Here is a 19,397-nt window from a genome sequence, read left to right on the forward strand (position 1 = left end):
CGCATGACCACGATCCTTGACCACGCTGCCTGCCAGGCCGCACTTGCCGCCCTTGGGCGGGGCGGCGACGCGGCAGAATTCCATGGCTGCCTGAGCGGCGCGCTGTGCGTACTGCCGCCCGACCAGATTGACCTGATGCGCCTGCTGGATGCCGGGGTGCCAGCCGGGTCGCGGGCGCCCGACCTGCTGAAGCAGTTGCGCGATGCTGCGCTGGCCGCGTTGCAGGACGACGACCTCGGGTTCGCGCCGCTGTTGCCGGAAGACGAGCTGCCGCTGGCGCAGCGGGTCGAAGCCTTGGCCGCCTGGTGTGCGGGGTTCCTGTTCGGGCTGTCGAGCCGCGCCGGCTTTCAGGTCGAGCAGCTGTCCGAAGATGCCCGCGAAGTGGTGGACGATTTCGCCGAGTTCACCCGCGCCGGGCACGAAGACGAAGCCGATGGTGAGTTGGAGGAAACCGCCTACGCCGAGCTGGTGGAGTACGTGCGCGTCGGCACCCAGCTGGTGTTCATGGAGCTGCGGCCGCAACCGATCCCCGATCCCAGCGAATCACAGCGGGTGCACTGATGGCGCTGGGCGAACGCGACAGGCGTGAACACGCGGCCCGCCGTGCCGCGCTGCTGAAACGTATCGGCAGTCATGACGTGGCCATCGTGCCCGCCGCCAGCGAGGTGACCCGCTCGCGCGATACCCACTTCCCGTTCCGCCAGGACAGCGACTTCGCCTATCTCACCGGGTTCCCGGAACCGGAGGCCATCGCCGTGCTGGTGCCCGGACGCAAGGCCGGGGCCTTCGTGCTGTTCGTCCGCTCGCGCAATGCCGAACGGGAAATATGGGATGGCCGCCGTGCCGGGCCCGAGGGCGCAGTGCGGGATTACGGTGCCGACGAGGCGTTTCCGATCGAGGAATTCGACATACGCCTGCCCGAATTGCTGGCCGGGCGCGACGCCGTGCACTACACCCTGGGTGAGCACTCCGAACTGGACCCGAAGCTCACCGCAGCGCTGCGGCATATTCGCGAGGTCTCCCGCCGCGGCGGCTCGGCGCCGACCGCGGTGGTGGCGCTGGAACCGTCGCTGCACGAGCTGCGCCTGCACAAGCGCCCGGCGGAAGTGCGAACCCTGCAGGCAGCCTGCCGCATTACCGCCGAGGCCCATGTGCTGGCGATGCAGGCAACCCGGCCGGGCTGCAATGAGTGGGAGATCGCCGCCGTCATCCACAACCACCTGTCGAGTCATCGCATGGTGCCGGGATACGGCAGCATCGTCGGCGGTGGCGACAACGCCTGCATCCTCCACTACACCGAAAACAACACGCCGCTGCAGGACGGAGATCTGCTGCTGATCGACGCCGGCGGAGAGCTCGATGGCTATACCGCCGACATCACCCGCACCTTCCCGGTCAACGGGCGGTTCAGTACGGCGCAGCGGGCGCTCTACGACGTGGTGCTGGCGGCCAATCTGGCGGCAATCAAGACGCTCAAGCCGGGGGTGTCGGTGGGCCGTCCCCATGCCGTGGCCACCCGTATTCTTACTGCCGGACTGGTGCGGTTGGGGCTGCTGGAGGGCGATGTCGACACGCTCATCCGCGACGGCAAGCACCGCCGCTTCTATATGCACGGCACCGGCCACTGGCTGGGCATGGACGTTCATGATGTCGGCCGCTACAAGGTCGACGGCCGCGACCGCAAGTTTGCGCCGGGCATGGTCATGACGGTAGAGCCGGGCCTGTACATCGCACCCGATGCCACCGATGTCGATCCGGCGTATCGCGGCATCGGCATCCGCATCGAGGATGATGTGCTGGTGACCGCCGAGGGCCCGCAGGTGCTGACCGATGGCGTACCGAAGACGGTGGCGGCCATCGAAGCCCTGATGGCCAGCGCGGCATGACCACCGCTGCTGCCGATGAAATCGTGATTGTCGGCGGCGGGCTGGTCGGGGCCAGCCTGGCGCTCGCGCTGTCGGGCGGGCATCGCCGCGTAACCCTTTTGGAAGCGGCCGCTCCATCCCCGTCAGCGCCGCGCTGGGATGAGCGCTGCATCGCCCTCAATGCTGCCAGTCAGCAGGTGTTCGCGCAGCTGGGGGTGTGGCCGGCAATCGCCGAGGCGGCGACGCCGATCGTCGCCACCCACATCTCCGAGCGCGGCCGTTTCGGCATGGCCCGGTTCACCGCCGACGAGGCCGGGTTGCCGGCACTGGGCTACAACGTACCGGTGCGCCACCTGATGCAGGTCCTGTGGCAGGCGCTGACGCAGACCGCGGTGGTGCTGCGGGCGCCCGCCGAGGTGGTGGCGCACACCGTCGAGGCCGATCGTGTCGTGGTGCAGCTGGCTGACGACCCGGCGCCGCTGAACGCCGCCCTGATGATCGCCGCCGACGGCGCACAGTCGCCGCTGCGTGCGGCGCAGGGCGTTGCCGCGCAGACCGACGATTATGGGCAGACGGCGATGGTCACGGCCGTCCGGGTGCAACGGCCGCACCGTGGCTGGGCCTACGAGCGGTTCACGCCGGACGGCCCCATCGCCCTGCTGCCCAAGCCCGACGATGCCTGCTCGCTGGTGTGGACCCTGCCCACCGCGCAGGCCGCGACCTTGATGGCTGCGGACGACGCGACCCTGCTGGCCGCTGCGCAGCAGTGCTTCGGTGAACGTCTCGGGCGCTTCCAGGTCCTCGGCGCGCGCGCTGCCTGGCCGCTAGCACGCACACTGAGTGCGGCGCTGACCGGGCCGCGGACCGTCTTCCTTGGCAATGCGGCGCAATCGCTGCACCCGGTGGCGGCCCAGGGCTTCAACCTCGGCTTGCGCGATGTCGCCGCGCTGGCGGCGGCGCTGCGGGCCCATGACGGTGATGCCGGCGATGCGGCGCTGCTGACCGCGTATGCGCGCGACCGTCAGCCGGATCGGGACCGCACCGCCGGGTTCACCGATCGGCTGGTCCGGCTGTTCTCCAACCGCCTGCCCGGGCTGGCCGCGACCCGTCATTGGGGCTTGCTGGCGCTGGACCTGCTGCCACCACTGAAGCAGCCGGTGATGTGGCAGAACCTCGGCTTCGGGGGCAGCCGATGAGCCTGCGGCGTTGGGATATCGCGGTGGTCGGGGGGGGTGTTGTCGGTCTGGCAGCGGTACGCGCTTTGCGCGCAGCCGGCTTCGATGCCGGGGTGCTGGAGCAGGGCGAAGCACCGGTCGTGTTGGCCCGTGACCCGCGGCTGTACGCTATCGCGCCGGCCTCGGTCGAAGCGCTTGCCGGACCCCTCGATGCCGTTGCGGAGGCACAGCCCTATCGCCACATGCAGGTGTGGCATCAGCAGCCATCGCAGGCGCTGCGGTTCGATGCCGCGGTGTTGCGGGCGTCGGCGCTCGGCTGGATCGTGCCCGAATCGCGGCTGCGGGCCGATCTGTGGCAGGCCCTGCCGCAGGACCGGCGGCTGGCCGGCGCCCAGCTGCGGGCGCGTACGGATCATGATGACGGCGTCAGTCTGCTGTTGAGCGACGACAGTGTGGTGCGCTGTGCCCTGGTGGTGGCCTGTGACGGCGCCACCTCGCCGCTGCGAGAGGCGGCAAAAATTCCGCTGCACCGCTGGCGCTATGTGCAAGGTGGATTGGTGGCGCCGTTGGACTGCGCGCAACCGCACCAGGACACTGCTTGGCAACGATTCTGCCCGGACGGCAGTGTGGTGGCGCTGCTGCCGCTGGCCAATGGCGGATGCTCGCTGGTGTGGTCGAGCCCGGACGCCACGGCCTTGCGCGCCCTCCAGCCGGCGGATTTCGAGGCGCGGCTGACCGACGCCACACAGGGCGTGCTGGGGCATCTCACCCTGGCCGGCGAGCGGCAGGTGTTTCCGCTGGCGGCCCAGCACGCCGAGCGCTATGTCGACCACCGTTTGGTGCTGGCCGGCGATGCGGCGCACACGGTGCATCCGCTGGCCGGGCAGGGGGTCAACCTCGGCCTGGCCGACGTGCAACAGCTGACGGCTGTGCTGGCTGCTGCGCGCGATGCCGGGCGCGACTGGTCGGCGCCACGCGTGCTGGCGCGCTACCAACGGGCGCGGCGTGCCGCCAACAGTGAAATGATTGCGCTCACGGACCTGTTGTCGCGTGCCTTCGGTCCGGCCACCCCCGGACTGTCGGGGCTGCTGGGAACCGGCATGGGCTGGCTGGACCGCAGCCCCAGCCTCAAGGCCCTGCTGATGCGCCGCGCGATGAACTGATTCGCGCTAGTTGCATTCCTGGCTGGTCGGGTCCGGCGTCTGCACGGCGAATCCAGGCGGGTTGATCGGCGTGATGCCGCCCTGTTCGTCGACCCAGACAAATTCGTTGGGCCCCAACAGCGTACCGCCGGCGTCGCCCGAGCCGTTACCGCCGCCGGCATCGTCCTGCGGGCCCTCGGCCCAGCGGGCGACGGACCAGCGCTCGCCGGTGAAGGTGGGAATGGTGCTGAAGGCGGTGCGGGCAAAGGTGCGCAGCCGCACTTCACCACTGAAGGTGCCGATGACCGCGCCCGCGGTGCCCTGCAGGCCGGCCGGCAGATCGAGCTGGTCGATCAGCGGGCTGTGGCGTTCCACCAGTTGCACGAACGGTTCGGTGCCGCGGATGCCGATGGTCGCCACCGGCGTGGTAATGCGGTAGTCCTCTTCCTTCAGCTTGCCGATGGCGCCGGTCACCGCCCGGAAGCCGCCCTTGAGCAGTCGGAAGAAGGCCCGCTGCGGTGTGCGTTCGGCCGCCACCGGCGTTGGCGGTGGCGCCCGTACCACGGGGGCCACCGAGGGTCGCGGTGTGGCGCTGGGTTGCACGCGGGGGCGCGGGGTCGCTGTCGGTGTCGGCGTGGGAGGCGGGGGTGTTGTCGCCGCTGCCACCGGGGTGAAGTCGAACGATTCGACCTGGAACCGACTGCCCGGACGCACCAGCACATAGCCACCATCGCTGAAACGGACGTTGACGTAACTACCGGCAGCGGTGCTGATGGTATCGCCGGGAAAAATCGGGCCACCCCGCTCCAGTTTTCGGATGACGCCGGCGTCCGAGCTGGCAGTGCCGAAGCCGGTCACCATCTTCACTTCGCCGGCCGGTGTCACCGCCTGGGCCAGCCCTGCGAACAGGCTGGCCATCAGGCCCAGCAGCACACGGCCGTGGCGGATCGAGTGGGCGGCGTTCATTCGCAGACTCCTTCTTCCAGCACGGTACTGTCATCGATTGCAATCAGCGCGTTGCCGTCCGGACCGCCTTCCTCATCGTCGGGAATGCCGTTGTTGTCGGCGTCATCGTCATCGCCGCCGATTCCATCATCGCGGCCATCGGCGATCAGGTCAGCCGTGGTCTGGACCGCCGCCGCGTTCTCCTCTTCCGGGCTTTCCGCGGGCGTCGGTTCGGGCGACGGGGTCACGGTTGGTTCCGGCGTGGGTGACGGCGTCGGCGATGGTGTCGGACTCGGCGTTGGAGATGGCGTCGGCGTCGGCGTTGGGCTTGGCGTTGGCGTCGGAGTGGGCGTCGGAGTCGGACTCGGCGTCGGCGTCGGCGTCGGCGTCGGAGTGGGCGTTGGCGTTGGCGTCGGAGTGGGCGTCGGAGTGGGCGTCGGTGTGGGGGTTGGTGACGGCGTCGGCGTTGGCGTCGGTGTCGGGCTGGGCGTGGGCGTCGGCGTTGGCGTCGGCGCGTTGAGGTCGGTGGTGGTCACGCCCTGATTCTGCAGTGCCGCCAGGTTGACGACCTCGCCATCCGTGAGGAAGAACGCTTGCGTGGTTCCGCCAGTGCTGGTCGGCGCCTCGGGGCCGGGGTCGGCGTCGATCAGGCCGCTGTAGTCAGCTCCGCCGAACGCCAGCAACAGGTCATCCGGACGTGCTGCCTTGGGTTCAATCAGCGAGCCCTGTGCCTGAGGGGCGATGGGGGCGCCGATCAGGTCGATCAGGCCGAGATTGGCCAGGCTGAGCGCGCCGGCATCGTCCACAGGGCGGTACATCAACAGGATGGAATTCTGTGCGAACAGGTCTTCGATCCGGGCATCACCGGCACGGAAGAACAGGTATTCGAGTTCACTGCTGGTGACGTCCACCGTGCCCAGCTGCACCTCGCCGTTGACCGTGGTGGTCACGAAGCGGCCCGTGGGGTTCGCCGGCAGAGCACGACCCGTCTCGCTGTTGATGCGGTTGATGAAAGTGGCATCGCCACCGTCGATAACATCCTCGCCGGTGAGCTGGATCAGGCTGTTGGCCAGCAGAATGTCGCGGCCTTCGATGTCGAGGCTGCCCGTGCGCAATTGCAGCGGGGTCAGGGGCAGTGATTCGACATCAGGGACCACAAAGTCGGTCTCGGACGGCCCGCCATCAAACAGGTCGGGAAGGTCGCCGAACACCACATCGATCGGCACCGAGCTGCTGACGCCGCCTCCCGCGACGACGCTGACGCCACCGTTGGCCTGCCAGTTGCCGCCCAGTTGTACGTCGCCGCCCGAGCTGATCAGAACATCGCCGCCGATGTCGGCCGGACGGTCGAGGCTGGCCACACCGTCATCCAGCACTTCATTGAAAAACACGGCATTGGATACCGGCCCGGTCGGCAGCTGGCCGCCAGGGCTGGCGACAAGCGAGACATCGCCAAAGGTGGTGAAGCCCTGGCTGCGGGTGACGATGCCGGCGAGCGGCGTGCCGCTGACCTCGAGCTGATCAAGGGTGACCGTACCGAAGAAGCCGTTGCCACCGGTGAACAGCTCGCTCGGCTCGGCCAGGCCTACCGAGAACAGGCTGCGTCCGCCGCTGTAGTTGTTGGGGAAGCCATCGCTACTCTCGCGATAGTCGAGCTGTGGAATGTCGTCGGGGCGGCCGACGAAGACGTCGTCCATCAGCAGCGAGCCGCCGCCAAGCACGATCATTTCGGCCCCCGGTCCGGCTACCGAGACGTTATCGAGGACGAAGCTGCCCCCGCCGATGATCAGCCCCAGCTGCGCAAGGCCATTGGTTGATGGGTTGCCGTCGTTGCCGACCGTGATGCCGTCGCCGTAGCTGCCGTCGATTTCACCGAGGGTGGTGCGGACGCTGACATCCAGCGGCTCGCCATTGGCGGCGGCGGCCGAATCGCCGTTCAGTTCCAGCGCGGCGTATCCGATGCCCTCGACCTGCACGGACGGGATCTCGACATTGCCGCCAAGCAGCAGCGTCTGTCCCGACAGTCCAAGATCGGCCGTCCCCCAGTACAGGCGGCCGGTGTCCAGACCGTCGTCGTGGACGCTGCCTTCGGTGTCGATGCCGGCGGTGCTCAGCAGCAGGCCGGCGTCGCCGGTTGCCAGTGCGCGCTCGCCCTCGATGACATAGCCGGTGCCGAACACCTGCGCCGGGCCGTTGAGGGTCAGGCTGCCATCGGCCACCACAAACGCTTCGGCATCGGGGCCCTCAACCCGCAGACTGCCGAGGGTGACAGCACCGCCCTGCTCATCCTCGGGCGTTCCGATGAAGAGGCGGGCGCTGCCCCCCTCCGAGCGCAGCACGTCGTCGTTGCTATCGAGCGTCCAGGTGTTGCCCATTTCGCTTTCGAGGCTGTAGGCGAGCAGGTCGACCCGACCGTCCACGCTGACATCGGCGCCGTACAGGTCCGCGAGCACGTTGCCGCCTTCGAGCCGCACGTCGCCGCCAATCGACACCGGGCCCTGATCGAGCGTCGTGCCCTGGCTGCTGACGAACAGGCGGACGTCACTGCGGCGCCCGCTGATGGTCGCGCTCTCATCGTTGAGCGAGTTGAAGAAGCTGCCGCCGGTCCCCTGCAGGTCGACATTGCCATCAATCGACACCATGCCGTGGCTGGCGCTGAACTGACCGAAGGTGTCGTCGACACCGGTGATCTGCACGGCATTGCCGCTGCCGACCGGTACCGGGTCACCCTCGAGGTCCGGGTTGAGCCCGCCGATCAGCAGATCGCCGTCGTTGGCGAATACGGTCGCCGACGCGCGCCCACCGACGCCGCTTTTGAACACGCCGTCGTTGCTGGTGCTGTACGACTGCGCCAGACGTTCCACCAGGAGGCCACCCTGAATCGAGACGCTCCCGTCGGATTCGATGTAGATCTGCGCTGTCGCCGGAAAGAAGTCGCCGGACATCTCGACCCCGGGGCCACTGACCGCTTCGGCACGACCGCCAATCACGACATCGCCATTCATTGCGCGAACGTACAGTCCGGCGCCAAAGCCCCAGTCGTCAAAGGCATACAAGCTGCCAGTCTGGATGTTGCCGTTGCTGGCGTACAGATCGATGTACCGGGCCTGCAGACTGCCGGTACCGGTGATCGACCGGGCGGACAACATCAGGTTCTGGTAGGCGGGGGCATTGACGCGGAAGCCGCCCAGCAAGGATTCGCTGTCCTCAAGCGTGATCAGCAGGCCGTCATTCTGGTCGTAGCGCAGCGACTGCTGGCCTGCCGTCACCGACAACCAGCTGTGGTCGTCGGTGAGCGAGACGGTATGGGTGCCGGCGAAGGAAAATGTTGACGCCGACAACGACAGCGTGCGCAGGGTCCAGTTGTCGGTGCTGTCGACGAACAGGGTGCCGGCCGCGGTCATGTGGAGGTCGGTACCGGGCAGGTCAAGTCCGCCTTCGAGCACCCGAAGGTTGCTGCCGGTGAGCCCGATGGCGCCGAAGGTCTCGGTGCTGCTGGGCTGGCCCGGCAGGGTGAAGGTGTTGATCAGGGTGCCACCTTCATAGATCTCGATGAAGGCAGGTCCGCCCTCGGCACCTTGACCGAGGTGCATGTTATTGCCGGCAAAGTCGAAGTAGATGAAGGGCGCGTTGAGCTCCACCTGGGTGCTGGCGCTGCTGGTGATGCGGTTGCCGAACAGGTCGATCTCGTCGGCCGAGACCGATGACGTGTTCAGCGCGATGTCGCCACCGCTCCAGAGGCGCAAGCGGCTGAAATCGAACATCTCCCCCGCCGGTGCGAGGGTCAGCGGACCGAACAGGTCGATGCCGATATCACCGATATCGGTGGACACCAGCAGGCTGCGTGCGATGCGGCTGGGCGGGGTCATGAAGCCACCGCCGAGAAATACCCCGGGGGCAAATTCGCTGCCACCGCTGATGCCGCCCTGAACCCGCGCGCCGATCACATCGAAGCCGCTACCACCGAAATCGTTGATCTGGATGCGGCCGGTGCCGGGGCCGTCAGCCGTGACGGCGAACAGGGCGTCGGCATCGCCGCTGCCGAAGTTGCTCAACTCCGACAGATAGATCTCGCCGGTGCGGGCGCCGGGGTCCAGTCGCGCCTGCAGGAAGCTGCGATCCGCCTCGGAGAGTTCGCCGAACAGCAACAGGTCGTCGATCTCCAGCAGGCTGGCGTCGCCGACGAATACCTGGCTGTCGTGGCCACGAATACCGCCCACTTCGATGTCGCCGCTGCGGGCGCTCAGCAGGGTGCGGCCGATGCCGTCGTCGGGGCCGCGCGTGCTGGTGCCGTTCTCGATGAACAGCGGCGCGAGCGCGAGTGATGCGCCCTGGATGTCGATGATGCCGCCGGGACCATTGTGGGTGATGAAGGCGCTGCCGGAGCCGGTCTCGGTGACCAACGAGTTCTGGGGGACTGGGGTGTCGGTATCGAATGAGATCGAGCCGCCGAATTCGGAACGCACCGCACCTTCGGCATCGACCCGGAACTCGATGTCGCGGCCATAGGTCTGGACGTTGCCCTGCAGCTGCACATCGCCGGTAGCATCGATGAAAATGCCGCCACCGCTGCGGCTGCCGAGCTCGCCGGCGCTGTCACCCACCGTCATCGTGGCCCAGGCGCCAAAGGGATTGCCGACCTGGACGTCGCCGCCATCGGCCACCAGATGAATCTCGCCGTTGTTGCCGTCAACCAGACCGACTGCCTCGACCACGCCGCTCTGATTGACCGCATAGCCGCCCAGCGTGCCTTCACGACGTGCCGCCAGCACGGCCTGGCCACCGGCGCTGATGACGCCGACGTTGTCGATGGCGGCAGCGGTATCGGTGCTGCCGAGCTCGAGTTCGTAGCCGATCAGGCCGCCGCCGCTGCCGGGGATCAATCGAACCTGATCGCCCGACAGCAGCAGGATGTCACCATCAAGCGCCGTCAGGCTGCCGCTGTTGCTGATCGTCGGGCTGATCAGAATGATGTCGGTGGCACTGGAAATGGCAGAACTTTCGGTGCTGATGCTGCCGCCGATGATCGGCGAGCTGCCATCCAGGAACGGGCTGAACCGCAGGCTGCCGTCGTTATCGAGAAAGTCGCTGTCGCTGACATCAAGGGTGGACAGCGTCAGACCGCCGACATCCAGCGTCGCGCCACTACCGATCATGATGCCGCGGGGATTCAGGAAGACGACATTGCCGCCCGCGGTGATGGTGCCGTCGATTTGCGATGCGCCACCAAAACCACCGGCATTGATGCGGTTCAGCAGCCATTGGCTGGGGTTCTGGATGAAATCGACTGTCTCACTGGCGCCGACATCGAAGCTGGACCAGTTGACGATGGCGGTTGGGCCGCTCCCTTGGGTGACCGTGGTGGTGTTGCCGCTCTGGTTGACCTCGGCATTGGTCATCGGCGCGCCGGTGGGCAGCACCGGACCCGCCAATGCCATCGCCGGCACCGCACCGAGCAGGGAGGCGCAGGCCCATTGCCGGGCGGCGGCGCTCAAGGGGGAGAGTTTGAAGCTGCGCATGGCCATGCCCTCAGAAGTGAACCGACAGCGTGCCGTAGACACGGCTGACGTTTTCGCCGTCACTGACGACGCGATCCTGCAACGGGAAGGCCCAGTCCAGGCTCAGGCTGGCGGGGCTGAGATGCAGGTCCACGCCGATCCCGACGCTGGAGATGCTGTCGCGATCGTCGGCACCCGTCGGCAAGTCGAGCCGGCGTACGGTGCCGCCATCGACGAACACGCGGGGAATGAAGGCGCCGCCCGGCATCGTGAAGCGCCGGGCGACATCAATGCCGGCCACAATGCCCTGGTCGCCGCGAAACTCGCTGGCGGGGTAGCCGCGGACGGTCCCCGGGCCGCCCAGCCCGAAGGCCTGGGTGTCGACCAGCGGATCGGGTGAATAGGTGGCATCGGCGCGCAGCAGCAGTGCCCAGTTCGGCGCCAGTGGTTGGTCACGATGCGCGCTCAGTTGCAGTCGCAGCCGCTGGTGGCCGTCCACGACGCCGTTGCCGCCGGGGTTGAGCCCGGCGCGGGTCTGTTCGTCGAAATCGGTGCTGGCGACGACGGCAATGCGGGAGTTGGCGCCGCCCGCGCCGCGGTGGTTGGCCTGCAGCCCAATATCGAACAATTGGATTTCGGTCCCGGAAAAGGTCGTGCCGAGCAGGTCAGTGTCCGATTCCAGGTCGGTGTAGCCGCCGGTCAGGTCGAGGCTCCAGCGGTGACTGCGCGACACGGGATGGCGGAACCCGATCCTTGCCTCGCGGCTGGTGCCGTCAATGGGCGCCAGGACATCGGTCTCGAATGCAGCCTGGCCAAAGTAGGCTTCCAGCCTGGTGCCGACGCGATTGATCGGCACCGAGTAGCCGACGGCGCCGTAGGTGAGCAGGGCGTCCTCACTGGCCAGCACGGTGAGCGTGAGGGCATCCCCGAGGCGCAGTGGGTTGTTCAGTTGCATACGACCGGTCAGTCGGAACTCGCCGATTGCGTCACGTCCATGCTGGTCGAGTGTGAGGCTGCCGGTCATGGGGGTCTCGCGGGCGCGCACCACGATGTCGCTGGTGCCGAAGGTGGCGCCGGGGCGGATCACCGCCCGCGCCTGCAAGCCGGGCAGGTCGTTGAGTTGGAACAGGCCCTGCTCCAGTGGCGCCTGGGTGTAGGCCTCGCCCTCGGTTACGGGCAGCATCGCGCGTAGCCGCGAGGCACGATACCGCTGCAGGCCCTCGAAGCGGATCTCGCCGACCGTGGCTTCGATGACCTGCATCGTGACCCGGCCGACGGTGATCTTCTGCGGCGGCACCACCACCGACACCAAGGGGTAGCCGCGCTCGGCATGGAAGCGTTCGACCGCATCGGCGGCGGCATAGATGTCCGCCAGGGACAGTGGACGGTTGAGATAGGGCTGCACCAGCGGTTCGAGCACCGCATCCGGGAAGGTGGTGTTGCCCTCGAAGCTGATGGCCTGCAACGACACCGTCAGCGGCGCCAGCGATGGCGATGACGGGGTGGGCGCCGGGCTTGGCGTGCTGACCCGTGGCGCGGCAGCAGCCGGACGCGGCGCCGGGGTGGGCAGCGTGTCCCGGACTTGACCCGGGCTGACCTGTGCCAGCGCCGGTGTGACCGCAGTCAGCATCAATGCGGCGGCAACAGTGCTGCGCAGTTGTCCCTTGATCATCCCCATCCCCATGGTGCTGCTCTCCCCTGACCCAACGCCGCCATAGCCGACTATAGCGAACCGAACTTGCCCCCACAGCACGTCGATGGGGGGTTCCGTGCGCTGCCGCACACTCGCTTCTCTGCGTAGACTCTCAGCCCTTCGCGGACAACTGATGACCATGACCGAGATTCTGGTGCTGTATTACTCCCGCCACGGGGCCACTGCAAGCATGGCGCGTGCCATTGCCCGGGGCGTCGCGGCTGCCGGGGCGGATGCCCGGCTGCGCACGGTGCCCGCGGTCAGCGCCGTCGTGGAGACGGCCGCGCCGGCGGTGCCGGAGGAGGGGCCGCCCTATGTCAGCCTTGATGATCTGCGCGCGTGTGATGGCCTGATCATCGGCAGCCCCACGCGCTTCGGCAACATGGCGGCACCCCTCAAGCATTTCATCGACGGCACCAGTGCGCTGTGGCTGGACGGCGCGTTGGCGGGCAAGCCCGCTGCCGCCTTCACCAGCACCGGCTCGCTGCATGGTGGTCAGGAGACCACGCTGCTGACCATGCTGTTACCGCTGATGCACCACGGCATGGTGTTGGTCGGCCTGCCGTACACCGAGCCAGCGTTGGGGCGCACCGACGCCGGTGGGACCCCGTACGGGGCATCGCACTGGGCGGGCAGCGGGATGCAGGCCAAGCCGTTGCAGGCCGATGAGCGGCTGCTCTGCGAGGCCCTGGGGAAGCGCGTTGCAGCCCTGGCGGAGAAACTTCGATGACACTCTGGTCTCCGCGTTTCCGTTGGGCGACGGTGTTGTTGCACCTGACGCTGATCGGGATGATGGCGGTTACCGCTGACAGCGCGCTCGGTTGGTGTGCCACCGGTCTGCTGGCGCTGGCGGTGCCGGGGCTGGTCCGCGGCCGGCTGCGCACCTATGGCTGGGCATCGATGTTGGTCGCCTTCTACAGCGCGCTGTGGCTGGCCAATGGCTATGCCGCCGGCCCTGAGCGTGCGCTGTCGTTGTGGGTGGCGACCGTCGCAGCGCTGGATTTCAGCGCGATTGTCCTGTTTGCCCGCTTTCGGCGGCGGGAGCCGCCAGCACCGACTGAACGAACGGCAGCGTGAGCCTGCGCTGCTCGCGCAGTGCGGCCTGGTCGAGGTGATCGAGGGTTTTCAGTACCCGGGCGGGGTTACGTGGCAAGTGTCGGAGCCACCACCGGACGACGTCCTCCGGCAACTTCAGCCCGCGCCGCCGGGCACCGTCGAGCAACAGGGTTCGCTGCCCTTCCTCGTCCAGCGTCTGCAGGCCATAGCGCGGAAACTGCGCCAAGCGGGTCCGCAGATCGGCGGCAATGTCCGGGAGTGCGTCCGGTGGTCTGAGCGCTGCACACCAGGTGATCTGCCGGTGCTGATGGCGCTGGTCAAGCAACCGCAGCAGCGCTTGCCAGCCGTCGCCCGGGGTTGTCGCGAGGTCGAGCTCGTCAATCGCGAGGTAGCGTGGGTGGCCATAGCCATCGAGTACCGCAAGACCGGCAGTGGCCACTGCCGACCAGGGCAGATAGGCGCCATTGTGGGCGCGCGCCGCTGCCATCAGCAGATGTGTTTTGCCGGTGCCGCCGGCGCCAAACAGGTAGGCCGACTGGCCGTTTTTCAGGGCGCCAATGGCCTCGGCGTTGGCGCCGGCGACGAAGCTGTCGAAGGCCGCGGTCTGCGGAAGCTGAACCGCCAGCGGCAATTGCATGCCATTCATGCGGGCGTTCAGCCCTGATAGACGCGACTGGCCAGCCAGCGCCGTTTGGCGTGGCGGAACAACACCGCCAGCACGGCTGCCACCGGCAGCGCGACCAGGATGCCAATGAAGCCAAACAATTGACCGCCCGCCATCAGCGCAAAAATCACGGACACCGGATGCAGGCCGATCTTGTCGCCCACCAGGATGGGCGTCAGAACGCCCCCTTCGAGCATCTGGCCAATCCCGAACACCATCGCCACCCAAACCAGCGGCAGCCATTCGCCGGTCTGCAGGAACATGGCCATCAGGGCGGCGGCGATCCCGAGGATGGTGCCGAGATAGGGGACGAAGCTGACCAGCCCAGCGCCGACGCCGATGACCAGCGCCAGGTCGAGGCCCACCAGCATCAGACCGATGCTGTAGAAGGTGCCGAGTGCGACCATCACCGACAGCTGGCCGCGGATGAACGATCCCAGCACGTCGTCGGTTTCCCGCGCCAGCGCGGTTACCCCAGGCACCATGCGGGGGGGAATCATGTCGCGTATCCAGGCCACTAGGTCGTCCCAGTCGCGCAGCAGGTAGAAGCTGACGATCGGGACCATCACCAGGTTGGCGATGGTGGTCAGCAGGGCGGTGCCGTTGCTCGATACCTGCTCCCACAGGGTGGCGGCGACATCGCCGGCCTGGGCCCAATGCTTGCCGACAATGGTCTTGAGCCCCTCGGCATCGAGCGCCACGCCGTCCGGTAGGGTCAGGCCCAGCGATGGCAGAGCGCTGTCCTGCAGCCACAACAGGGCGTCGGGAATGCGCTTGAGCAGCATCGCCAACTGGGTGTAGAGCACCGGCAGGACCAGCAGCAGAATCAGCAGACCTGCCAGGGTCAGGAGGATAAAAACCAGACAGACCGAAGCGGTGCGGCTGAGACGGAGCCGCTGGAGCCGGTCGACCACCGGATCGCCGAGATAGGCGAGCCCGGCGCCGATGACGAAGGGCGTCAGGATCGGGGCCAGCAGCCACAACATGACCAGCAGCGCCAGCCCGGCCGCGGCCCATGGCCAGGCTTCACGCAGTCGCAGTGGCGAATCGGGGCCCGTGGTCATGTCAGCGGATCCGGTACCGGAGAATGCCGCCCTGGCTGTCGAAACGCCGAGTCGCTCCGGCAGCCGCCAGGGTCTGATCGAGCATGATCATGCCGCTGGCGGTGGTGACGCGCAGCAGCAACTCGCCGCCTTCAATACCATCCACCTGAAGACCGTCATGCCCCGGCTGTTGCAGTGCCTGCAGGAGCTCAGCCAGCTGCTGCGGACGCGTCAGCCCATCTACCGCCAGTCGCCATTGCTGGCGGTCACCGGCGAAGGCACCCCATACCGGATAGCCTCGGCTGCGAAGCGCAGTGTCAATCGATCCGGGGTCGAACGCCGCGCGCAGCAGCAGCTCGTCGGTTTCGCCGCGCGCCACGCCGAAATGCTGCACCCAGCGACGGGCCTCCTCCAGCGGCGCGTCGGGCACGGGCTGGCCCGCCACCCGGGCCATCACCTGCGCCAGCGCGTCCTGCAGTGCGGTGTCGCGTGCGGCGGCGGTGTCTTCCATCAGGGGGACGTCGGCGCTGTAGTCGCGGGCCGGTGGTTGGGCCGCTGCGGGCAGCCCGAGGCCGAGCAACAGGACCAGCGACAGCAATTTGCGCGTCTTCATGGGCGAATTATCCCGTGGCACTCGTTAAAATGACAGTTCACCACAGAGCAGACCCCAGCCTTATGACGAAGTCTTCCGGCCTGACCTACCGCGACGCCGGCGTGGATATCGAGGCGGGCGATGCCCTGGTCGACGACATTGCCCGCATCGTCCGCAGCACCCGGCGACCGGAAGTGCTGGCGGGCGTCGGCGGATTCGGGGCGCTGGTGGGCCTGCCCACGAAGTACAAGCAGCCGGTATTGGTGAGCGGTACCGATGGTGTCGGCACCAAATTGCGACTCGGCATCGACAGCGGTCGTGTCGAGGGCCTGGGTCAGGACCTGGTCGGCATGTGCGTCAACGACGTGCTGGTATCGGGCGCCGAGCCCTTGTTCTTTCTCGATTACTACGCCACCGGCAAGCTCGACAAACATGTGGCGGCCCAGGTCATCAAGGGTATCGCCCGCGGCTGCCGGCTCGCCGGGTGTGCGCTGGTGGGCGGTGAAACCGCCGAAATGCCGGGCATGTATGCCAACGGCGATTTTGACCTGGCCGGTTTCTGTGTGGCCGTGGCGGAGAAGCGCAAGATCATCGACGGGCGTCGCATCCGCAAAGGTGACGTCATCATCGCCTTGCCGTCATCGGGCCCGCATGCCAATGGATATTCACTGGTTCGGTCGATCCTCAAACGCAAGCGCGCCAAGCTGGATCTGCCGCTGGGCCGCGGCACGCTCGGCGATGCGCTGCTGGCGCCCACCGCCATCTACGTGAAGCCGGTACTGGCATTGTTGGCTGCCGGTCTGCCCGTGCGCGGGATGGCCCATATCACCGGCGGTGGCATTGTCGGCAATCTGCCGCGCTGCTTCCCCCCCGGTGTGGGCGCGGTGATCGACACCCAGAGCTGGAAGCGTCCCGCCGTCTTCGACTGGTTGCAGCAGGCCGGCGGGGTCGACCAGGCCGAGATGTGGCGCGTGTTCAACTGCGGGGTCGGGTTCATGATGGTGGTGCCGCGCACCCGCGCCGACGAAGCCCTGGCAGTGCTCAAGCAGCAGCGCGCCAAGGGTTGGATCATCGGCGAGATTGTCGAGGGCGCGGCGGACGTCCGCTTCGCGTGAAGCGGGTTGCGGTTCTGATCTCGGGCGAGGGCCGCAACCTGCAGGCCCTGCTTGATGCCCATGACCGCGGTCTGCTACCGGCGACCTTTGTCGGTGTCGTCTCCAACCGTGACGGCGCCCCCGGCCTACGACGCGCCGCCGCCGCCGGGGTGCCGGTGGCGGTCGTCCGCCATGGTGACTTTCCCGACCGCGAAGCCTTTGATGCCGCGCTGACCCTCCAGCTCGAGGCCTGGCGTGCCGACTGGGTGGTCTTGGCGGGGTTCATGCGGGTGTTGACGCCGGCATTCACCACGCATTGGCAGGGCCGCCTGCTCAACATTCACCCCTCTCTATTGCCGCGACATCGCGGCCTGCAGACGCATCAACGGGTGCTGCAGGCGGGCGACCGCGAGCACGGCGCGACGGTGCATTTCGTCAGCGCCGATCTGGACGGCGGGCCCGCCATCATTCAGGGCCGATTCACCGTGTCGGCGGAGGATGACGCACAACAGCTGGCGCAGCGTGTGATGAAGGACGTGGAGGTCCACATCTACCCGCAGGCGGTGGCCTGGTGCGTCAGCGGCGACCTGCAGCTGATGCCGGAGGGCACGGTGATGTTCCGGGGTGCGCCGTTGTCGGCGCCTTTGACACTCGCCGACCTCGAACCCGGATTTTGAAGGAGCACGGCGAATGAAACGGATCATTGCAGCACTGGCGATGGTGCTCGCAGGCACGGCCTTGCAGGCGCAGCCCATGCCAGAGGTGAACGCCGAATACACCTTGCACAAGGGGTTTCTGACACTCGGAACCGCCCGTTTTTCGTTGGAACCGATGCCCGATTCCGGCGACAGCTGCTACCGCTATGCCTATGTGGCACGACCCACCGGGATGGCCAAGCTGTTCATTGGCCGGATCGAGGAAACCAGCGAGTTCTGTTACGTCGATGGGTTGCTGCGGCCGAGCGTGTACCGGTTCGCACGCGAGGACCGTCCGGAGGGCGACTACACCCTGCGGTTTGACTTCGCCGAGCAGCAGGCGCGTACCGACAAAGGCCAGGTGCAGACGTTCGAGGGCCCGGCCACCGACCGTCTGTCGCTGCAGCTGGTGGTGCAACGCTGGGTGATCACCCGCAACGGCGTGCCCGGGCCGCAGGAACTGCCGGTGCAGCAGGTCGAGGATGACCGGGTCAAAACCTATCGTTTTCGCATCACCGGTCGTGAAACGGTGAAGGTGGACGGCCGCAAGATCGAGACCGTCCGGGTCGAGCGGGTGGATGACCCCGACAAGTCGGTGCGCTTCTGGATGGACCCGCTGGATGGCTGGCGGGTGGTACAGGTGGAGCACATCGAGGACGGCAGCACCCAGTTCACCATGGAGTTGAAGCGCGGCTGAAGGGCGCATGCCCATTCCGCGACAGCACGCGGGCAGGGCTTGGGCTCTGATTCAGACTCAGACTCAGACTCAGACAGTCTCCCCGAACAGCTCGCGACCGATCAGCATGCGGCGAATCTCCGAGGTGCCGGCGCCGATTTCGTAGAGTTTGGCGTCGCGCCACAGGCGGCCGGTGCTGTAGTCGTTGATATAGCCATTGCCGCCGAGAATCTGGATGGCCTGACCGGCCATCCAGGTGGCTTTTTCTGCGGAATAGAGGATGGCGCCGGCGGCGTCCTTGCGGGTGGTCTCGCCGCGGTCACAGGCGCGTGCCACAGCATAGACATAGGCGCGGCAGACACTGAGGCCGACATACATGTCGGCCAGCTTGCCCTGCATCAGCTGGAATTCTCCGATCGCCTGGCCGAACTGCTTGCGCTCGTGCGAGTAGGGCACGGCGACGTCGAGGCAGGCCTGCATGATCCCTAACGGCCCGCCTGACAGCACGACCCGTTCAAAGTCGAGGCCGGACATCAGCACGTTGACGCCGCGGCCGACGGCGCCCAGCACGTTCTCCTCGGGGACTTCGCAATTGTCGAAGACCAGTTCGCAGGTGTTGGAGCCGCGCATGCCGAGCTTGTCGAGCTTCTGGGCGGTGGAGAAACCCTTGAATCCCTTCTCGATGAGGAAGGCGGTGATGCCGCGGGGCCCGGCTGTCGGGTCCGTCTTGGCATAGACGATCAGCACGTCGGCATCGGGGCCGTTGGTGATCCACATCTTGCTGCCGTTGAGCACGTAGCGGTCACCGCGGTGCTCGGCCCGCAGCTTCATGCTGACGACGTCGGAGCCGGCGCCGGGCTCCGACATGGCGAGTGCGCCAATGAACTCGCCGCTCACCAGCTTCGGCAGATAGCGCTGCTTCTGCGCTTCATTGCCGTTCTTCGCCAGCTGGTTGACGCAGAGGTTCGAGTGGGCGCCATAGGACAGCCCGATGGACGCCGAGGCCCGGGAAATTTCCTCCATCGCCACCACGTGCGCCAGATAGCCCATCGGTGTTCCGCCGTAGGTTTCATCGACGGTCAGGCCCAGCACGCCCAATTCACCCAGCTTGGGCCACAGCGCCAGCGGAAACTGGTTGTCGCGATCGGTGGCCTCGGCCAGCGGCGCAATCTCGCGCGCGGCAAAATCCGCAACGGCATCCCGCAGTGCGTCGATGTCCGGGCCCAGATCGAAGTTCAGCAGTTTCATCACCACTCCTT

16 protein-coding genes are annotated in these 19,397 nt (G+C 67.2%); 9 read left to right on the forward strand and 7 right to left on the reverse strand.

The genetic code is table 11. The features are described 5' to 3' along the window. The first annotated feature begins 3 nt into the window (after nt 1-3). The 4 genes from JN531_RS10680 to JN531_RS10695 are packed head-to-tail and all read left to right on the forward strand — an operon-like array spanning nt 4 to nt 4,203. Complete coding sequence (locus JN531_RS10680; RefSeq protein ID WP_228348853.1) at nt 4-561, forward strand: UPF0149 family protein; 558 nt, start codon at nt 4-6, stop codon at nt 559-561. Further along, a complete protein-coding gene (gene pepP / locus JN531_RS10685; RefSeq protein ID WP_228348854.1) occupies nt 561-1,886 on the forward strand; it encodes a Xaa-Pro aminopeptidase in 1,326 nt (441 codons plus the stop codon). The genes JN531_RS10680 and pepP overlap by 1 nt, the downstream gene beginning before the upstream one ends. Further along, complete coding sequence (gene ubiH, locus JN531_RS10690) at nt 1,883-3,061, forward strand: 2-octaprenyl-6-methoxyphenyl hydroxylase (protein WP_228348855.1); 1,179 nt, start codon at nt 1,883-1,885, stop codon at nt 3,059-3,061. Before pepP ends, ubiH begins: the two co-directional genes overlap by 4 nt. Beyond that, nucleotides 3,058-4,203 carry an FAD-dependent monooxygenase gene (locus JN531_RS10695; RefSeq protein ID WP_228348856.1) on the forward strand — a complete coding sequence of 382 codons (1,146 nt, stop codon included), beginning with the start codon at nt 3,058-3,060 and terminating at the stop codon, nt 4,201-4,203. Before ubiH ends, JN531_RS10695 begins: the two co-directional genes overlap by 4 nt. A 6-nt stretch (nt 4,204-4,209) precedes the next feature. On the opposite strand, the gene JN531_RS10700 is transcribed toward JN531_RS10695, so the two are convergent. The 3 genes from JN531_RS10700 to JN531_RS10710 are packed head-to-tail and all read right to left on the reverse strand — an operon-like array spanning nt 4,210 to nt 12,297. Next, nucleotides 4,210-5,148, reverse strand: a complete 939-nt coding sequence (locus JN531_RS10700; protein ID WP_228348857.1) for a FecR family protein — start codon at nt 5,146-5,148, stop codon at nt 4,210-4,212. Next, the gene (locus JN531_RS10705; RefSeq protein ID WP_228348858.1) at nt 5,145-10,646 is read right to left on the reverse strand and encodes a two-partner secretion domain-containing protein; all 5,502 of its coding nucleotides are present in this window, start codon (nt 10,644-10,646) and stop codon (nt 5,145-5,147) included. The genes JN531_RS10700 and JN531_RS10705 overlap by 4 nt, the downstream gene beginning before the upstream one ends. A 10-nt stretch (nt 10,647-10,656) precedes the next feature. Next, nucleotides 10,657-12,297, reverse strand: a complete 1,641-nt coding sequence (locus tag JN531_RS10710) for a ShlB/FhaC/HecB family hemolysin secretion/activation protein (RefSeq protein ID WP_228348859.1) — start codon at nt 12,295-12,297, stop codon at nt 10,657-10,659. A 154-nt stretch (nt 12,298-12,451) separates the two neighbouring features. Between JN531_RS10710 and wrbA the strand changes: the two genes are divergently transcribed. Together wrbA and JN531_RS10720 are read left to right on the forward strand one after the other, a co-directional pair. Beyond that, nucleotides 12,452-13,048 (forward strand): NAD(P)H:quinone oxidoreductase, encoded by a 597-nt coding sequence (gene wrbA / locus JN531_RS10715; RefSeq protein ID WP_228348860.1) that lies wholly within the window; start codon nt 12,452-12,454, stop codon nt 13,046-13,048. Continuing rightward, nucleotides 13,045-13,395 (forward strand): DUF2069 domain-containing protein, encoded by a 351-nt coding sequence (locus tag JN531_RS10720; RefSeq protein ID WP_228348861.1) that lies wholly within the window; start codon nt 13,045-13,047, stop codon nt 13,393-13,395. The genes wrbA and JN531_RS10720 overlap by 4 nt, the downstream gene beginning before the upstream one ends. Here the strand turns inward: JN531_RS10720 and JN531_RS10725 are convergent. From JN531_RS10725 to JN531_RS10735, 3 genes are read right to left on the reverse strand one after another with little or no spacing between them, the layout of a single operon-like run. Next, nucleotides 13,322-14,020 (reverse strand): HdaA/DnaA family protein, encoded by a 699-nt coding sequence (locus JN531_RS10725; protein ID WP_228348862.1) that lies wholly within the window; start codon nt 14,018-14,020, stop codon nt 13,322-13,324. The genes JN531_RS10720 and JN531_RS10725 overlap by 74 nt on opposite strands. Before the next feature lie 8 nt (nt 14,021-14,028). Further along, nucleotides 14,029-15,102 carry an AI-2E family transporter gene (locus JN531_RS10730; RefSeq protein WP_228348863.1) on the reverse strand — a complete coding sequence of 358 codons (1,074 nt, stop codon included), beginning with the start codon at nt 15,100-15,102 and terminating at the stop codon, nt 14,029-14,031. Between the two features lies 1 nt (nt 15,103). After that, nucleotides 15,104-15,694 carry a DUF8605 domain-containing protein gene (locus JN531_RS10735; protein ID WP_228348864.1) on the reverse strand — a complete coding sequence of 197 codons (591 nt, stop codon included), beginning with the start codon at nt 15,692-15,694 and terminating at the stop codon, nt 15,104-15,106. Nucleotides 15,695-15,756: 62 nt separating this feature from the next. Between JN531_RS10735 and purM the strand changes: the two genes are divergently transcribed. From purM to JN531_RS10750, 3 genes are read left to right on the forward strand one after another with little or no spacing between them, the layout of a single operon-like run. Further along, nucleotides 15,757-16,788 (forward strand): phosphoribosylformylglycinamidine cyclo-ligase, encoded by a 1,032-nt coding sequence (gene purM / locus JN531_RS10740; protein ID WP_228348865.1) that lies wholly within the window; start codon nt 15,757-15,759, stop codon nt 16,786-16,788. Continuing rightward, a complete protein-coding gene (gene purN / locus JN531_RS10745) occupies nt 16,785-17,444 on the forward strand; it encodes a phosphoribosylglycinamide formyltransferase (RefSeq protein WP_228348866.1) in 660 nt (219 codons plus the stop codon). Before purM ends, purN begins: the two co-directional genes overlap by 4 nt. Nucleotides 17,445-17,457: 13 nt before the next feature. Continuing rightward, complete coding sequence (locus JN531_RS10750; protein ID WP_228348867.1) at nt 17,458-18,159, forward strand: DUF3108 domain-containing protein; 702 nt, start codon at nt 17,458-17,460, stop codon at nt 18,157-18,159. A gap of 69 nt (nt 18,160-18,228) precedes the next feature. Here JN531_RS10750 and JN531_RS10755 read toward each other — a convergent pair whose 3' ends face one another. After that, nucleotides 18,229-19,386: an isovaleryl-CoA dehydrogenase gene (locus tag JN531_RS10755; protein ID WP_228348868.1), complete on the reverse strand. Its 1,158-nt coding sequence runs from the start codon at nt 19,384-19,386 to the stop codon at nt 18,229-18,231. Between the last annotated feature and the right edge of the window lie 11 nt (nt 19,387-19,397).

It is taken from the genome of Flagellatimonas centrodinii, from assembly GCF_016918765.2.
In the GTDB taxonomy this organism is placed as follows: domain Bacteria; phylum Pseudomonadota; class Gammaproteobacteria; order Nevskiales; family Nevskiaceae; genus Polycyclovorans; species Polycyclovorans centrodinii.

What these genes read in the sequence shown, in the direction of transcription:
- JN531_RS10680 (WP_228348853.1), top strand. Translation starts at nt 4, where the DNA reads ATGACCACGATCCTTGACCACGCTGCCTGCCAGGCCGCACTTGCCGCC.
- pepP (WP_228348854.1), top strand. Translation starts at nt 561, where the DNA reads ATGGCGCTGGGCGAACGCGACAGGCGTGAACACGCGGCCCGCCGTGCC.
- ubiH (WP_228348855.1), top strand. Translation starts at nt 1,883, where the DNA reads ATGACCACCGCTGCTGCCGATGAAATCGTGATTGTCGGCGGCGGGCTG.
- JN531_RS10695 (WP_228348856.1), top strand. Translation starts at nt 3,058, where the DNA reads ATGAGCCTGCGGCGTTGGGATATCGCGGTGGTCGGGGGGGGTGTTGTC.
- JN531_RS10700 (WP_228348857.1), bottom strand. Translation starts at nt 5,148, where the DNA reads ATGAACGCCGCCCACTCGATCCGCCACGGCCGTGTGCTGCTGGGCCTG.
- JN531_RS10705 (WP_228348858.1), bottom strand. Translation starts at nt 10,646, where the DNA reads ATGCGCAGCTTCAAACTCTCCCCCTTGAGCGCCGCCGCCCGGCAATGG.
- JN531_RS10710 (WP_228348859.1), bottom strand. Translation starts at nt 12,297, where the DNA reads ATGATCAAGGGACAACTGCGCAGCACTGTTGCCGCCGCATTGATGCTG.
- wrbA (WP_228348860.1), top strand. Translation starts at nt 12,452, where the DNA reads ATGACCATGACCGAGATTCTGGTGCTGTATTACTCCCGCCACGGGGCC.
- JN531_RS10720 (WP_228348861.1), top strand. Translation starts at nt 13,045, where the DNA reads ATGACACTCTGGTCTCCGCGTTTCCGTTGGGCGACGGTGTTGTTGCAC.
- JN531_RS10725 (WP_228348862.1), bottom strand. Translation starts at nt 14,020, where the DNA reads ATGAATGGCATGCAATTGCCGCTGGCGGTTCAGCTTCCGCAGACCGCG.
- JN531_RS10730 (WP_228348863.1), bottom strand. Translation starts at nt 15,102, where the DNA reads ATGACCACGGGCCCCGATTCGCCACTGCGACTGCGTGAAGCCTGGCCA.
- JN531_RS10735 (WP_228348864.1), bottom strand. Translation starts at nt 15,694, where the DNA reads ATGAAGACGCGCAAATTGCTGTCGCTGGTCCTGTTGCTCGGCCTCGGG.
- purM (WP_228348865.1), top strand. Translation starts at nt 15,757, where the DNA reads ATGACGAAGTCTTCCGGCCTGACCTACCGCGACGCCGGCGTGGATATC.
- JN531_RS10750 (WP_228348867.1), top strand. Translation starts at nt 17,458, where the DNA reads ATGAAACGGATCATTGCAGCACTGGCGATGGTGCTCGCAGGCACGGCC.
- JN531_RS10755 (WP_228348868.1), bottom strand. Translation starts at nt 19,386, where the DNA reads ATGAAACTGCTGAACTTCGATCTGGGCCCGGACATCGACGCACTGCGG.